The sequence below is a fragment of the Arthrobacter sp. Ha26 genome, from assembly GCF_059091705.1.
Genome location: NZ_JBNHGX010000004.1, coordinates 341,695 through 357,087 on the forward strand (window position 1 = coordinate 341,695; position 15,393 = coordinate 357,087).

Below are 15,393 nucleotides of genomic sequence, written 5' to 3' on the forward strand. Positions count from 1 at the left end.
CCTCCCGCAGCACGGGTGCAGCCGCCCTGGAGGCCTGTTGGCGTGTGGGCGGGGCCCGGTACCGGCGCCGATATACTGGGAAGCGTGCTTTCTGGACTGGTGATAGTGGACAAACCGCAGGGATGGACCAGCCATGATGTGGTTGGCCGGATGCGGCGCATCGCCGGCACCCGGAAAGTCGGGCATGCCGGCACCCTGGATCCGATGGCTACCGGCGTCCTGGTGGTGGGCATCAACAAGGCCACCCGCCTGCTCACCTACATTGTGGGCACCTCAAAGACCTACACCGCCACCATCCGCCTGGGCCAGTCCACGGTGACGGACGACGCCGAAGGTGACGTCACTGCCACAGCCTCCGTTGCCGGGGTGGGCGAGCAGGCAATCTACGACGGCGTTGCCGCCTTGACCGGCCGGATCCAGCAGGTGCCCAGCAGCGTGAGTGCCATCAAAGTCAACGGTGAACGCGCCTACGCCCGTGTCCGCTCGGGCGAAGAGGTCAAGCTCGCGTCCCGTCCCGTCACCATCCACCGGTTTGAGGTGCACAGCATCAGCAGGGACACCGAAGCGGACGTGGTGGACCTGGACGTCACGGTTGAATGCTCCTCGGGAACCTATATCCGTGCCCTGGCCCGCGACCTCGGCAACACCCTCGGCGTCGGCGGGCACCTCACAGCCCTGCGGCGCACCCACGTGGGACCGTATTCGCTGGAGCAGGCACGCACCCTCGAACAACTGGCGGAGGAACTCGACGTCCTCGACATGGCCGAGGCCGCACGGGCGCTCATGCCCAACCGCGAGCTCAGCCCCGAGGAAACCACAGAGATTTCGTTCGGCCGCCGGATCGCTGCCGGTGCGGCCCCCGGCAGCGCTGACGCTGCCACGGCCGAGCATCCCGCCGCCGCTTTCGCCCCTGACGGAAGCCTGGTGGCACTGCTGGCCGATGCCGGCAGCTTCGCCAAGCCCGTTTTGGTGTTCGCGCCGGGCAGCGGGCCCGGCACCAGCACCTCCGGGGCGGCCTGAGCGTGGACGCGTATTTTTACATCGTCCTGGTGGTGGGGCTCCTGTCCACCGGGGTCTGCCTGCTGGCCGGCATCCTGAAGAAGGCGCCCAACGACGTCACCATCCTCTCGGTGGTCGCCGTCGAGGTGGCGCTCCTGGTCTACCTGGTGGGCTCGATCGTCCGGGTGATCGCCGGCGAACCCATCGCGGGGGAGGCATGGGAGTTCTGGGGCTACCTCGCCACAGCGATGCTGCTCCCGCCTGCCGCTGTCTACTGGTCCGTCCTGGAGCGGACCCGGTGGAGCAACTTTGTCCTGGCCGCTGTTGGTGTCACCGCACTGGTGATGGCCGCCCGAATGAACCAGATCTGGTACTGAAGTGGAAGAAGCACACAAAGTGAAAAACCAGAACCACGCCGCCGGCGCCGCCAAGCGTGGAACCGCCGGCCCAACCGGTGGCCCAACCGCTGGCGCAGCCGGCAAGGGAGCGTCGGTGCGGAACACCCGCAACACGGGACCTGGCCGGCTGCTGATTGCCGTCTACGCGGTGTTTGCCATTTCCGCCACCGCCCGCGCCGGGTACCAGATCCTCACCAAGTTTTCCGAGGCACCGCTGGCGTACGTGCTGTCCGCGTTCGCCGCCTTGGTGTACGTGGTGGCCACGGTGTCCCTGGCGAAGGCCGGCACCACGTGGTTCAAGATTTCCGTGGCGGCGGTCCTGGTTGAGCTGGTGGGCGTGCTGGTGGTGGGCGCGCTCAGCGTCTTTGACCCCGTCCAGTTCCCGCACGAGACGGTGTGGTCCCTGTTTGGCCGGGGCTATGGCTTTATTCCATTGCTGTTGCCTATCCTGGGCCTCGTGTGGCTGTACCGGCGCCGGCCGTCATTGAATAGCTGAGGCACACTCGCTCCACGGCCGCCCGGCCGCTGGCAATGCCGCACGGTTGAGTGCGGGTAATCTTTAGAGAGTTCCGTGGCCGGTAAGGTCCTGGACGTTGATACTTGCACGCAGTTTAAAGGCGAGGGTGATGGTTTACATCTGGAACGATCCGTCCGAGGTCCCGGCGGACTTCGGCCCATCTGTTGTCACCTTCGGGAACTTCGACGGGGTTCATCGCGGCCATCAGCAGGTGCTCTCCGAACTGATCCGCACCGCCAGGCTTGCCCGGGCCAAGTCCGTTGCCGTTACCTTTGACCCCCACCCTGCACTGATCCACCGCCCCGAATCTGCGCCTGAACTGATCATGGGTTTGCATGACAAGCTCGAGGCGCTGGGGGAGCTGGGCCTGGACGGCATCCTGGTGATGAAGTACTCCCTGGACCTCGCCAGCCTCACCGCTGAAGAATTCGTGGAGCAGTTCCTGGTCGATCGTCTGCATGCCAGCCATGTGGTGATCGGCCATGATGCACGCTTCGGCCGCGGCAACTCCGGGGACCTGGACACCATGAAGGCGCTCGGGCAGAAGTTCGGCTTCGATGTCCAGGTGATCAGCGAGTTCGGCTCAGAGGGCTACCCCCTCCATGACGACGACGGCAAGGACCGCCGCTGCTCCTCCACCTGGGTGCGCGAAGCACTCCAGGAAGGTGACGTCACCACTGCCGCCGCCGTGCTTGGACGGCCGCACCGGATGCGCGGCGAAGTGGTCCATGGCGCTGCCCGCGGCCGCGCCCTCGGATTTCCCACTGCCAACCTGTCGTCCAATGCCAGCGGGCTCATTCCCGCGGACGGCATCTATGCCGGCTGGCTCGTGGACCAGGCGGGCACCCGCTGGCCGGCCGCCATCTCCGTCGGGTCCAATCCCACGTTCGACGGCGTCAGCCGCCAGGTGGAGGCCCATGTCATCGACCGCCCGCGGGAAGCCGTGGAGGACTTCGATCTGTACGGCCAGACAGTAGTTGTTGAATTTGTGGCCCGCCTCCGGGGCATGGTGGCCTACCGTGGGCCTGAGGCGCTGGTGGACCAGATGCGGCTGGACGTGGTCCAGGCACACGATCTGCTGGCCAGGCACTAACCGTCCGCAGGGAAAGCCCCGCAGCGAAAGGCAATACCGTGTCCGTTGAAAAGAACACCAGGAAACTGGACGAAGGTATTGTCCGCGACTTCAGCTCACGGATGAGCTACGCCTCCTACCTGCAACTGCCAACGCTGCTCAGCGCGCAGCACCCGGTCAGCCAGCCGGAACACCACGACGAGATGCTGTTCATCATCCAGCACCAGACCACCGAGCTGTGGCTCAAGCTGGTGCTGCACGAGCTGCGCAGCACGGCGGCCTGGCTCCGGGATGACGACCTGGGTTCGGCGCTCAAAGGCATCGCGCGGGTCAAGCACATCCAGAAGACTCTCACCGAACAGTGGTCGGTGCTGGCAACCCTGACGCCCACCGAATATTCGCAGTTCCGCGGTTTCCTGGGCAATTCCTCTGGATTCCAATCGAGCCAGTACCGCGCCGTGGAGTTCATCCTCGGCAACAAGAACGGCAAAATGCTGTCCGTCTTCGACTCCGATCCCGAAGCCCACGCCATGCTGGAACAGCTGCTTCACGCGCCCAGCATCTATGACGAATTCCTGGCCTACCTTGCCCGCCAGGGCTTCGAAGTGCCGGCATCCGTGCTGGAACGGGACGTCACCCAAGCCCATGAATTCACGCCTGAACTCGTCCCGCTGTTCAAGCACATCTACGAAAATGCCGCCGGTAACTGGGCAGCCTATGAGGCGTGCGAGGAGCTGGTGGACCTGGAGGACAACTTCCAGCTCTGGCGGTTCCGGCACCTGCGGACGGTGCAGCGGACCATCGGCATGAAAACGGGAACCGGCGGATCCAGCGGCGCCGCGTTCCTGCAGAAGGCCCTGGAACTGACGTTTTTCCCGGAACTATTCGCAGTCAGGACGGAGATCGGCCAATGAGCATCCAGCAGCAGCCCACTGCACGAAGCACGGAGGAGCCTGAAGCATTTTTGCAGCAGCGCGCGGCCGAGCTGGACAGCCAGGACCCGCTGGCCCGCTACCGGGACCTCTTCATCGGGACGGGGACGCCGCTGTCCTACCTGGACGGGAACTCGCTGGGCCGTCCGCTGAAGAGGACCCCTGAGGACATCAGCGCCTTTATCCGCGACGAATGGGGAGGCCGACTGATCCGGGGCTGGGACGAGGAATGGCTGGAGCTGCCGCAGGCCATCGGCGACCAACTGGGGCGCGCGGTCCTCGGCGCGGCGCCCGGGCAGACCATTGTTGCCGATTCCACCACCGTGGTCCTCTACAAACTGATCCGGGCAGCCCTCGCCGCCGTGGCAGACCCGGACCGGAACGAGCTGGTCCTGGACACTTGGAACTTCCCGACGGACCGCTACCTGGTGGAGGGCATCGCCCTCGAGGAGGGACTAACGCTTCGCTGGATCGAAACCGACCCTGCCGGCGGGGTGACCGCTGACCAGGTGCGCCAAGTGACGGGGCCGCGGACCGCCGTCGTACTCCTGAGCCACATCGCCTACCGTTCGGGCCACCTGGCGGACCTGCCGGCGATCACCGAAGCAGTGCACGACGCCGGTGCCCTCGTTGTGTGGGACCTGTGCCATTCCGCGGGGTCGGTGGAGCTGGACCTGGACAGTGCGGGCGTGGACTTTGCTGCCGGCTGCACCTACAAGTACCTCAACGGCGGGCCGGGATCACCGGCGTTCGCTTACGTCAACCGGCGGCACCTCGGCTCGATCAACCAGCCCATTTGGGGATGGATGGGCCGCAAGGACGCTTTCGAAATGGCCGCCGGGTATGAGCCCGCCACCGGCATCCGCGGATTCCTCAGCGGGACACCGGCAATTTTCGGGATGCTCGCCATGCGCGGCACGCTGGACCTCATCGAGGAGGCCACCATGGCCGCCATCCGGGAAAAGTCGGTGCAGCTGACCACCTTCGCCATCGAGATCTACGACGCCTTGCTGGCGCCTCTGGGGGTGGAGCTTTCCACGCCCCGGGAGCAGGGGGAGCGCGGCGGCCACATCACGCTGGACCACCCCGCTTTTGCCAAGGAGACGGTGGCGGGGCTCTGGGATGAGGACGTGATCCCCGACTTCCGGGCGCCGCATGGCATCCGGGTGGGACTCTCCCCGCTGAGCACCAGCTTCCAGGAGGTCCTGCACGGGATGTCAGCTATCCGGGACCGGCTGAAAGGCTAAGTTCTGCACTGTTTCGACAAGATTGGGACGCGGCCGGTAAACTGAACGATGGATCCGGCTGCAGTCCGTGGCGGCTGGTTCCTGTTGTGCGCCGTACGCGGGGGCTTCCCTGATGTGTTGCGCCGGCAGACCCGGCAGTGATTTTCTGACCTGGGCCCTCACGGCACATCCCTAGGAGTTATTGTGGCACTTGACGCCGCTGTAAAGCAGTCCATCATCAAGGAATATGCAACCGGAGAAGGCGACACCGGTTCACCGGAGGTCCAGGTTGCAGTCCTGACCCAGCGGATCAAGGATCTGACTGAGCACATGAAGGAGCACAAGCACGACTACCACACCCAGCGCGGTCTGCTGGCCATGGTTGGTCGCCGCAAGCGCATGCTGAGCTACCTTAAGAAGACCGACATCGCCCGCTACCGTTCGCTCATCGAGCGTCTCGGCCTGCGCCGCTAGTCGGGCCTGGGGCGGCCCTTTCCACGGAACGGGCCGCCTTCTTCAAATGAAAAATTAAACAGGAGGATCAACCGCATCACGCATTCGCGGTCCTCGGTAGTGATCCCCGGGAACGGCTTCGTTGATTGAAGCCACGGCCCGTGGGTCTCGATCGATGACCGGGTGCAAGGGCCAGTAGACAGATGCTGGCCTGGGTTGATGCGGCTGGACTTCCGTATAACAGAAACGGAGGTGACTCTCTTGGAGGGTCCCGAAATCCAGTTCTCGGAAGCAGTCATTGACAATGGCCGTTTTGGCAAGCGCGTAATCCGCTTCGAAACCGGCCGGCTTGCCAAGCAGGCAGCCGGCGCTGCCATGGTGTACATCGACGATGACACCGCACTGCTGTCCGCCACCACTGCCGGCAAGCACCCGCGTGAAGGCTTCGACTTCTTCCCGCTGACGGTCGACGTCGAAGAGCGTATGTACGCTGCCGGCCGCATCCCAGGCTCGTTCTTCCGCCGCGAAGGACGCCCGTCCACCGAAGCCATCCTGGCCTGCCGCCTGATGGACCGCCCGCTGCGCCCGGCCTTCATCAAGGGCCTGCGTAACGAAGTCCAGATCGTGGTGACCGTCCTGGCCATCAACCCTGACGAGCTCTACGACGTGGTGGCCATCAACGCCTCCTCCATGTCCACGCAGCTTTCCGGCCTGCCGTTCTCCGGCCCCATCGGTGGCGTCCGCGTTGCCCTGGTCGCTGACGAAAACGGTTCACAGTGGGTTGCTTTCCCCAAGCACTCCCAGCTGGAAAACTCGGTCTTCAACATGGTGGTGGCTGGCCGCATCGCCGGTGACGACGTCGCCATCATGATGGTCGAAGCTGAAGCCACCGACAACTCCTGGAACCTCATCAAGGAACAGGGCGCCACCGCCCCCACCGAAGAGGTTGTCTCCGAGGGCCTCGAGGCTGCCAAGCCGTTCATCAAGGCTCTGTGCGACGCCCAGGCGGACCTGGCTGCCCGCGCCGCCAAGCCCACGGTCGAGTTCCCTGTCTTCCTCGACTACGAGGACGATGTCTACGCCGCTGTTGAGGCTGCTGCCGCTGAGAAGCTGGCTGCAATCTTCCAGATCGCGGACAAGACGGAGCGCGACAACGCTTCAGATGCCCTGAAGGACGAAGTGACCGCTTCCCTGGCCAGCCAGTTCGAAGGCCGCGAGAAGGAGCTGTCCGCAGCATTCCGCTCGGTCACCAAGCAGGTTGTGCGCCAGCGCATCCTCAAGGACCAGGTCCGCATTGACGGCCGTGGCCTGACGGACATCCGCCAGCTCACCGCCGAGGTTGAGGTTCTGCCCCGCGTCCACGGTTCGGCCATCTTCGAGCGCGGTGAGACCCAGATCATGGGCGTCACCACCCTGAACATGCTGAAGATGGAACAGCAGATCGACTCGCTGTCTCCGGTGACGCGCAAGCGCTACATGCACAATTACAACTTCCCGCCGTACTCCACCGGTGAAACCGGCCGCGTGGGTTCGCCCAAGCGCCGCGAAATCGGCCACGGTGCCCTGGCCGAACGCGCACTTGTGCCCGTGCTGCCGTCCCGCGAGGAGTTCCCGTACGCCATCCGCCAGGTGTCTGAGGCTCTCAGCTCCAACGGTTCGACGTCGATGGGTTCTGTTTGCGCCTCCACCCTCTCGATGCTGAACGCCGGTGTGCCCCTGAAGGCGGCCGTCGCCGGTATCGCCATGGGCCTGGTCTCTGACCAGGTGGACGGCCAGACCCGCTACGCAGCGCTGACTGACATCCTCGGCGCCGAAGACGCCTTCGGCGACATGGACTTCAAGGTTGCCGGTACGTCCGAGTTCGTCACGGCCATCCAGCTGGACACCAAGCTCGACGGTATCCCCGCCTCGGTCCTGGCAGCAGCACTGAAGCAGGCCCGCGAGGCCCGCCTGCACATACTCGAGGTCATCAACTCGGCCATCGACACCCCGGACGAGCTCTCCGAGTTCGCACCGCGTGTCATCGCCGTGAAGATCCCCGTGGATAAGATCGGTGAGGTCATTGGCCCCAAGGGCAAGATGATCAACCAGATCCAGGAAGACACCGGCGCCGACATCTCCATCGAGGACGACGGCACGGTCTACATTGGCGCCACCGACGGCCCGTCTGCAGACGCAGCACGCTCCGCCATCAACGCCATCGCGAACCCGCAGGTCCCGGAAATCGGCGAACGTTACCTGGGTACAGTCGTCAAGACCACCACCTTCGGTGCCTTCGTGTCGCTGACCCCGGGCAAGGACGGTCTCCTGCACATCTCTGAGCTGCGCAAGATCGCCGGCGGCAAGCGGGTGGACAACGTTGATGACGTTGTTTCCGTGGGCCAGAAGATCCAGGTGGAAATCACCAAGATCGACGACCGCGGAAAGCTGTCCCTTTCCCCCGTAGTGGCTGAAGAGGAAGGCGCTGGCGAGACCGAGCGCGTTCACGCCTCAGTGGCTGCCGAGGGCGCTGACTCCGAGTAAGCGGTTTTCCGGCACACAAGCATGAATCGGCGGGGCCGGTGGATGATCCACCGGCCCCGCCGCTGTTACGATGGCAGCCAGATCCCGGCTGCCCCTTTTTGAAAGGCCTCAATGACTGTTGTACCCCTGCCGCTCGAGCAGAATCACCGCGGCGACACCCTGGTCCACGGTTCCGACGGCGGCTCCGAGGTCCGGCGTTCGGTGCTGCCCGGGGGAGTACGGGTCCTGACAGAGGCCATGCCGGGGCAGCGGTCTGCGACCATCGGCTTTTGGGTTGGTGTGGGTTCTCGGGACGAGGCCCCGGGACAGCACGGCTCTACCCACTTCCTGGAGCATCTCCTGTTCAAGGGAACCAAGCGCCGTACGGCACTGGAGATCGCCTCCGCCTTCGACGAAGTAGGCGGCGAGTCGAACGCGGCCACGGCCAAGGAAAGCACCTGCTATTTCGCGCGGGTCCTCGATTCGGACCTGCCCATGGCCATCGACGTTATTGCGGACATGATCACCGGAGCCGTCCTGGATCCGGCGGAGATGGAGCAGGAACGGGACGTCATCCTTGAGGAAATCGCCATGGACAGCGATGACCCCACGGACGTCGCCCACGAGCACTTTGTGGCAGCCGTCCTGGGCAGCCACCCGCTGGGCCGCCCCATCGGCGGCACCCCGGACGCCATCAAGGCTGTGGCGCGTGACTCCGTGTGGGAGCACTACCAGCGGTACTACCGCCCGGACGAACTGGTGATCACGGCAGCCGGCGGGCTGGAGCACGACGTCGTCTGCAACCTGGTGGTGGACGCGCTCGAGTCCGCCGGGTGGTCGCTAAAGGCTGATGCAGCGCCCGTGGACCGGCGTTCCACCGACCGTGCCCTGATCACCGGAACCGCCGGCCTCCACGTGGTCAAGCGTGCAGTGGAGCAGGCAAACATCATCATGGGCTGCCCCACCATCGTTGCCACCGACGAGCGCCGGTATGTCATGAGCGTCCTTAACGCGGTCCTGGGCGGAGGCATGTCCTCGCGGCTGTTCCAGGAGATCCGCGAGAAGCGCGGCCTCGTGTACTCCACGTACTCCTTCGCGTCCTCCTATGCGGACGCCGGGTATTTCGGCATGTACGCCGGGTGTACGCCCTCGAAGGTGCGCCAGGTGCTGGACCTGCTGTCCATTGAGCTGGAGAAGCTCGCCGAGCACGGAATTTCCGACGACGAGCTCCGCAAGGCAGTGGGCCAGCTTGGGGGCGGCATCGTGCTGGCCCTGGAGGATACCGGTTCGCGGATGTCACGGCTGGGCCGCGCCGAACTCGTCTCCGGTGAGTACCAGGACATCGACGAAACGCTGCGGCTCATCAAGGCTGTGACGGCTGAGCAGGTCCAGGACCTTGCCGCGGAACTGGCGGCGGCACCGCGGACGGTGACGGTCGTGGGGCCCTTCGAGGAAACTGAGACCTTCGGGCTCTAATTGGTAGACGGCGTGACGCAGCTCGACACGGCAGGACTTTGCCCGACACGGCAAGACTTTGCTCGACACGGCAGGACTTGGTTCGGGAGGTGAAGGACAGTGGAACGCACTCCGCCCGGCGGCGCGCCACGGGCTCTGGCTGCTTTCCTGGGCCGCTGGCGGGGCACCACCCGGTTAGCTGCCGGTCCCTGGGGGCCCGAACGGACAGTGGACGCCGAGGTGACCTACACCCCGGTGGCCAGCGGGTCTGCCGTGGTGCAAAGTTATCGTCATCTGGAACCGGACGGGACACATTTCGAAGGCCACGGAATTTTCACTCTCGATCCGGATCACCAGGACGTCTTCTGGTATTACGTAGACAACTTAAGCCCGGCCCCCGGCGCCCCCGCACGCTGCACTTGGCATGACGGCGCCCTCAGGGTGGAACGCCACGGCACCGCCGGATGGACCCGTCATACCGTGAGTGTGCACGGTGACGCACTGACGCATGTAACGGAGCTTCGTACCCGGGGTGCTAAGGCGGCAGGGGACAACGGAAGCCAGGACGAGCCCGGCGCGGCGAACGGGACTGGCTCGACCTATGTTCCGTTCATGACCTCCTCGTTCCAGCGGATCTGACGCTTTCAGGCGTCATTGGACGTCAGTGCTTCACACTTCAGGCGGCTTCAGGACTTCACCATGTTCCACTCCCGCTCCCACTCTTTGAGCGGGTCTTTCGGCAGTTTCGGGGGCATGGCGTAGAAGTCGTCCCAGATGGGGTCGTCCGGCGAGAAGTCGTGGGGATCTTCAAGGTTGCCATCGACTGGCTCTTCAAAGGGCGCGTTAACGTCGGGGATGTCCAGGAATCCGGGTGCTTCGGTTGTGCGTGGATTCTGTGCCGGCGTCAGGAGTCCGGGTGGCCATTGTGGTGGTTCCTGGTCGGGGTGTTCGGGTTTGTAGTGGCGGCCGGTGGGTGAGGTCCAGCCGGGTGGTTCGTTTTGGGTTGCTGGGGTGGGTTCCCAGCGGCTGTTGTGTTTGAGGCGGTGGTGCTTGGGGCAGAGTTGGGCCAGGTTGCTGATGCCGGTGGTTCCGCCGTGCTGCCACGCGGTGAGGTGGTCTGTGTCGTTGTCCGGGGATGGGTTGTTGCAGCCGGGGAAGGTGCATTTTCCGTCCCGAAGCTGCAGGGCTTTTTTCATGGCTGTGGTGAGGCGGTAGTTGGTGCGGCCGATTTCCAGTGGCGCCCCGTCGCGGGGATCGACCAGGACCCGGTAGAACGAGGTGGCACCGTCGGCGACGAGTTTGCGGGCCATGGAGGCCGGGATCGGGCCAAAACCGTCGAGGGTGGCGGGTTCGTCGGTGGCGCCGAGCAGTGCGAGGACCGGGACGGTGACGAGCACGTCGACCTTGGGTGCCGGGACTTTGCCGACCTCCGGGTATCTATTGCCGCTGGCGGGTTCGTGGTCGGCGGTGCCGGTTGCAGCGGGGGCGCGGAGCAGGAGGCTGGCGGCGATGTCGGCTTTTAGTTGGGTGAGGGTGCGCGGTTCGTCGGGGACTTGGAGGCCGCCGGCGAGGGTGGTGGTGCGGTTCCAGATGGCTGAGACTCGGTCCGCGGGGAGGTAGAGCGATACCCAGGCCATGCCGTCGCGGTCCGGGGTGCATTCCATCCGCCGGTCCGCGGCGCTTTTGGTGTGGCGTTTTTCGAGGGATTCGGGGTGGTGGCGTTCGCGCCAGCTACGGACTCGGGACCGGAAGCGTGACGGTATCAGTTCGCCGGCGGCGGCTCCGCGGGCCGGGTTCGGGTTCAGGACATGGGCGACGAGGGCGGCTGCCCCGGTGGGGTCGAGGTTGTCTGTTTCGTCGGCGATGATCCGGGCGTGCATCCAGGAGATGGCGCCAGTGGATAACGCGTCGAAAGCTTGGGGGAGGGCGGTGAGTTGTCGGGATTGGCTGACGAGTGCTCCGGGGGCGGCGGAGCTGATGGTCAGGACCCCGGCGATTTCCTCGACCGCGGACATCTCGGCGTAGGTCCGTTCATGGACGGGCGCGTCCGGTGAGGTCATCGCATGCTGAATTTCGATCGCCTCGGCGGCGTCCCGGGCCTTGACCGCGGCCAGCTGGGCCTCAAACCGAGACACTACCGACATCCGCTCCAGCCGGATCTCATACCGGCGCTGCAGCACATCCACACCAGCATCGCGACTACCACCGGCACCGGCGCCGGCTGCAGTGTCAGCTTCCAGCCGAGCATCTTCGAGGAACAGCGCATCAAGCCGGGCAACGGAGGCGTGAATGCCTTCAATCGCTGCTGCCGTGCCCGTGCCGTTTCCCATAGCAACATCATCCATCGAGGCACTGACATTCCGAGGGGCATCATCCGTTGCCACCATCCCGACCGGCAGAGCAGGCGCAGGTGCTTGGTCAGGGCACAGCGCTGCCGCGCCTATTTCCTCGCCTCGTGCGCCCGTGTTCATACGGATATCATCCAGTGAGGCACTGACGTTCCGGGCGGCGTCGGCTGATGGGCGGACCGCTGTAGCTGGCGCGGCGGGAAGCAGCGCGTCGGCGTTGATGTCCGAGCTTCCCATGCCGTTTCCCATAGCAGCATCATCCGTCGAGGCACTGACATTCCGGCCCCGGCCAACCACTTCGCGGAAAGTACTCTTAGCCCCCGGCGAAGGGAGGCAGCACGTCCACGACGTCGTCAGCCTTCACAACGATGGACTGGTCCCGCACGGCCACCTCGTTGAGCAGGAAACTGCTCCGGGACAAGATGCGGGGCAACGGGGGAGTGCCGGCAGGCGGCGACGGGCGCTGCACAGAAAGTACGGCCTCCAGCAGGTCAGCAACAGTGGCTCCCGGAGCCAGGTGGAAGGTCTCTTCCTCCACACCTGCCGCAGCGCGTGCGGCAGCGAAGTAACGTACATTCACAAGTGTCAGCCCCCGATGGCGCTCATGCTGCGGTCCGGCTGGACGAAGTCCGGAGCGTCAAGTCCCACGTGGTCCATTCCGTGGGCTTTGGGCTTGATCCACATGGCGTCCTGCCAGCGCTGGGCCAGGGCTTCGTCGCTGGCGCCCGAACGCAGCAGGCCCAGCAAGTCGAACTCTTCGCGCGAGAACAGGCAGCTCATGATCTTGCCTTCCGCAGTGATCCGGGTCCTGCGGCAGTCTGAGCAGAACGGCTCGGTCACGGAGGCGATAATGCCTACGGTTCCCAGCAACGGGCCCGAAACAGACCCAGCCTCCCGCCGTCGTACTTCAAAACGTTCCGCCGGGGCGCCATCACGGGCGCGGGGATCAGGGCTCAGGACGAAGTCCGCCGAGAGCAGCTGCCGGATCTCGGCCGCCGTAATCATGTTCCGGCGCGTCCAGCCGTGGTCCGCGTCCAGCGGCATCTGCTCAATGAACCGCAGCTCGTACCCGCGGCCCAGGGCCCAGGACAGCAGGGACGGCGCCTCGGCGTCGTTGATGCCACGCATCAGTACCGCGTTGAGCTTGACCGGCCCAAGACCTGCCGCCCAGGCTGCGTCCACTCCGGCCAGCACCTGGTCCAGGAACGGCCGGCGGGTCAGCTTGGTGAACGTTTCCGCATGCAGCGAGTCCAGGGACACATTGATCCGCGTCAGTCCGGCAGCTTTCAAGGAGGCAGCCTTTTTTGCCAGGCCAACGCCGTTGGTGGTCATGGAGATGGGCAGGTCGGGGTGATTCCCGCGGAGCGAGGCAATGATATCCACGAGGTCATGGCGTACCAGCGGCTCTCCGCCGGTAAGCCGCAGTTCGCGCACACCCAGCTGGTCGACGCCTATACGCACAATCCGGACGATTTCTTCGGCCGACATCACCGCCTGCTTGGCGAGCCACTCCAGGCCCTCGGCGGGCATGCAGTAGGTGCAGCGAAGGTTGCATTTGTCCGTCAGGGAAAGCCTCATGTCCGTGGCGCGGCGTCCGTAGCGGTCGGCCAGGCCGGCCGGAGCATCACCCGGGCGGGCAGCCGGAACAGAGGGAAGCGCTGCGGCTGCTTCGTCGCGCGCCTGCGGCATGCCTAGCTGGACACTCATGAATTCAGGCTACGCCACAATGGGCTCTGCATCACATCCGGGACGTCATGGGCGGCGGCTGCAGATTCCGGGTCCGGAGCGGCGCCGCGTACGTCCGGCGAACCTATGCTGTAGGTGTGAACAGCTCCCAGCCACAGCATGCAGCGCACGACGGCGGGACGGATCTTCCGGAGCAACCGCCGGTTTCGCAGCCGCAACGGTCAGCGGATCCAGAGCCCCGGCGGTCAGTGCCGGGGAAGCGGGGGCGATGGGCGGCCGCAGCGGGCGCGGTTGCGGTTGGCGTTGGCGTGGTGCTCGGGGAGTTTTTGGCCGGTGTCTTTAGCCCGGCATTGTCGCCGGTGACCGCTGTGGGCGGGGCCGTCATCGACGCGGTTCCTCCGGGCGTGAAGGACTGGGCGGTTGCGTTGTTCGGGACGGCCGACAAGGCTGCGCTGCTGGTGGGCATGGCCCTGGTCATTGCGGCACTGGCTGCGTTGGCGGGAGTCTTGGAGGACCGCCGCCGCTTTGCCGGCGTCGCTGTTATTGCCGTCTTCGGGCTGGTGGGACTGGTCGCCGTCCTCACCCGGGCCCAAGCCACTTTCAATGCCGTTGCTCTGCCCGTCCTCACGGCCGCTGTGGCCGCCGCACTTCTCAGGCTTTTGATCCGGAGGCTGCAGAAATGGGGCCCGCTGCCCCCAGCGGGAAGCGATGGCGGCCCGGCGGCCGACGCCGCCCCGGCCCGCCGCCGCTTCCTCCAGGCTTTGGGCGGCGGGGCCGCTTTCACTATCGTCGGCGGGGCCCTGGCGGCGGTATGGCGTGGCGCCACTGTGGGCGTCAGCGAAGCACGGAGCCGCGTGGCGTTGCCTGTACCGGCGTCCGGAGCGGCACCGATACCTTCAGGGGCGGAGGCAGGTGTTGAGGGTATGCAACCGCTCGTCACCCCCAATAGCGACTTCTACCGCATCGATACTGCGCTTTCGGTTCCAGCCCTTAACCCGGACACCTGTTCCCTGAAAATCACCGGAATGGTGGACCGGGAGGTTGAGTTGACGTATGCCGAGCTCCTGTCCAAACCCCTGGTGGAACGCCACGTGACTATTGCCTGCGTTTCCAACGAGGTGGGCGGGGACCTCATCGGCAATGCGCGCTGGCTGGGCTGGCCGGTTCGCGAGCTGTTGGCACTGGCAGGGCTCCAGTCGGGCGCGGACATGGTGCTCTCACGCAGCACCGACGGCTGGACGGCGGGTACGCCGCTCGAGGTCCTCACCGACAGCCGCGATGCACTGCTTGCCGTGGGCATGAACGGTGAGCCACTGCCCCTGGAGCACGGCTTCCCCGTCCGCCTGGTGGTGCCAGGGCTTTACGGATACGTATCGGCCACCAAATGGGTCACCGGGCTGAAGGTCACCCGGTTTGCGGACGACGTTGGTTACTGGACTCCGCGCGGCTGGTCTGAGCGCGGACCGATCAAAACGTCCTCGCGGATAGACGTACCGCGTGACGGCCGTCCCGTGAAGGCCGGGACGGTCATATTTGGCGGGGTGGCCTGGGCGCAGCATACTGGCATCGGAAAAGTGGAGCTCCGTATGAACCGGGGTCCCTGGCAGGCGGCCGAGCTGGCTGAGGGCATCTCGCTGGACACCTGGTATCAGTGGAAGCTGGCCGTGGAGCTGACCAAAGGCCAGTACGAGGTCCAGGTCCGGGCCACGAACCTGGCAGGTGAGGTGCAGGACGAGCAGAGGAGGCCGTCCGCCCCGGACGGAGCCACCGGCTACCACACGATTAGAGTGGACGTGCAACCCTGA

General features: G+C 65.3%; 14 protein-coding genes. 11 read left to right on the forward strand and 3 right to left on the reverse strand.

Going from position 1 to position 15,393, the window contains the following annotated elements:
- Positions 1 to 84 precede the first annotated feature (84 nt).
- The 10 genes from truB to AC5RVY_RS12315 all read left to right on the forward strand — a co-directional run bounded on the left by truB (position 85) and on the right by AC5RVY_RS12315 (position 10,193).
- A complete protein-coding gene (truB, locus tag AC5RVY_RS12270; protein ID WP_493954979.1) occupies positions 85 to 1,020 on the forward strand; it encodes a tRNA pseudouridine(55) synthase TruB in 936 nt (311 codons plus the stop codon).
- Between the two features lie 2 nt (positions 1,021 to 1,022).
- Entirely contained in the window at positions 1,023 to 1,376 is a 354-nt protein-coding gene (locus AC5RVY_RS12275) for a hypothetical protein (RefSeq protein WP_493954980.1), read from the forward strand.
- A 115-nt stretch (positions 1,377 to 1,491) separates the two neighbouring features.
- Positions 1,492 to 1,893 (forward strand): hypothetical protein, encoded by a 402-nt coding sequence (locus tag AC5RVY_RS12280; protein WP_493955059.1) that lies wholly within the window; start codon positions 1,492 to 1,494, stop codon positions 1,891 to 1,893.
- A gap of 130 nt (positions 1,894 to 2,023) precedes the next feature.
- The gene (locus AC5RVY_RS12285) at positions 2,024 to 3,007 is read left to right on the forward strand and encodes a bifunctional riboflavin kinase/FAD synthetase (protein WP_493954981.1); all 984 of its coding nucleotides are present in this window, start codon (positions 2,024 to 2,026) and stop codon (positions 3,005 to 3,007) included.
- Between the two features lie 38 nt (positions 3,008 to 3,045).
- Positions 3,046 to 3,900: a tryptophan 2,3-dioxygenase gene (gene kynA / locus AC5RVY_RS12290; protein ID WP_493954982.1), complete on the forward strand. Its 855-nt coding sequence runs from the start codon at positions 3,046 to 3,048 to the stop codon at positions 3,898 to 3,900.
- Positions 3,897 to 5,165 carry a kynureninase gene (kynU, locus tag AC5RVY_RS12295; protein WP_493954983.1) on the forward strand — a complete coding sequence of 423 codons (1,269 nt, stop codon included), beginning with the start codon at positions 3,897 to 3,899 and terminating at the stop codon, positions 5,163 to 5,165. Before kynA ends, kynU begins: the two co-directional genes overlap by 4 nt.
- Positions 5,166 to 5,348: 183 nt before the next feature.
- A complete protein-coding gene (gene rpsO, locus AC5RVY_RS12300; RefSeq protein ID WP_013600532.1) occupies positions 5,349 to 5,618 on the forward strand; it encodes a 30S ribosomal protein S15 in 270 nt (89 codons plus the stop codon).
- A 240-nt stretch (positions 5,619 to 5,858) separates the two neighbouring features.
- The gene (locus tag AC5RVY_RS12305; protein ID WP_493955060.1) at positions 5,859 to 8,120 is read left to right on the forward strand and encodes a polyribonucleotide nucleotidyltransferase; all 2,262 of its coding nucleotides are present in this window, start codon (positions 5,859 to 5,861) and stop codon (positions 8,118 to 8,120) included.
- A 111-nt stretch (positions 8,121 to 8,231) separates the two neighbouring features.
- Complete coding sequence (locus AC5RVY_RS12310; protein ID WP_493954984.1) at positions 8,232 to 9,575, forward strand: M16 family metallopeptidase; 1,344 nt, start codon at positions 8,232 to 8,234, stop codon at positions 9,573 to 9,575.
- Positions 9,576 to 9,674: 99 nt separating this feature from the next.
- On the forward strand, positions 9,675 to 10,193 hold the full coding sequence (locus tag AC5RVY_RS12315) for a DUF1579 family protein (protein ID WP_493954985.1): 519 nt from the start codon (positions 9,675 to 9,677) through the stop codon (positions 10,191 to 10,193).
- A gap of 47 nt (positions 10,194 to 10,240) precedes the next feature.
- Here AC5RVY_RS12315 and AC5RVY_RS12320 read toward each other — a convergent pair whose 3' ends face one another.
- The 3 genes from AC5RVY_RS12320 to moaA all read right to left on the reverse strand — a co-directional run bounded on the left by AC5RVY_RS12320 (position 10,241) and on the right by moaA (position 13,609).
- The gene (locus AC5RVY_RS12320) at positions 10,241 to 11,884 is read right to left on the reverse strand and encodes an HNH endonuclease signature motif containing protein (protein WP_493955061.1); all 1,644 of its coding nucleotides are present in this window, start codon (positions 11,882 to 11,884) and stop codon (positions 10,241 to 10,243) included.
- 331 nt (positions 11,885 to 12,215) lie between these two features.
- Entirely contained in the window at positions 12,216 to 12,482 is a 267-nt protein-coding gene (locus AC5RVY_RS12325; protein WP_493954986.1) for a MoaD/ThiS family protein, read from the reverse strand.
- Between the two features lie 5 nt (positions 12,483 to 12,487).
- The gene (gene moaA, locus AC5RVY_RS12330) at positions 12,488 to 13,609 is read right to left on the reverse strand and encodes a GTP 3',8-cyclase MoaA (RefSeq protein ID WP_493954987.1); all 1,122 of its coding nucleotides are present in this window, start codon (positions 13,607 to 13,609) and stop codon (positions 12,488 to 12,490) included.
- 227 nt (positions 13,610 to 13,836) lie between these two features.
- Between moaA and AC5RVY_RS12335 the strand changes: the two genes are divergently transcribed.
- The gene (locus AC5RVY_RS12335) at positions 13,837 to 15,393 is read left to right on the forward strand and encodes a molybdopterin-dependent oxidoreductase (RefSeq protein WP_493955062.1); all 1,557 of its coding nucleotides are present in this window, start codon (positions 13,837 to 13,839) and stop codon (positions 15,391 to 15,393) included.

What these genes read in the sequence shown, in the direction of transcription:
- AC5RVY_RS12285 (WP_493954981.1), top strand. Translation starts at nt 2,024, where the DNA reads ATGGTTTACATCTGGAACGATCCGTCCGAGGTCCCGGCGGACTTCGGC.
- kynU (WP_493954983.1), top strand. Translation starts at nt 3,897, where the DNA reads ATGAGCATCCAGCAGCAGCCCACTGCACGAAGCACGGAGGAGCCTGAA.
- AC5RVY_RS12310 (WP_493954984.1), top strand. Translation starts at nt 8,232, where the DNA reads ATGACTGTTGTACCCCTGCCGCTCGAGCAGAATCACCGCGGCGACACC.
- AC5RVY_RS12320 (WP_493955061.1), bottom strand. Translation starts at nt 11,884, where the DNA reads ATGGGAAACGGCACGGGCACGGCAGCAGCGATTGAAGGCATTCACGCC.
- moaA (WP_493954987.1), bottom strand. Translation starts at nt 13,609, where the DNA reads ATGAGTGTCCAGCTAGGCATGCCGCAGGCGCGCGACGAAGCAGCCGCA.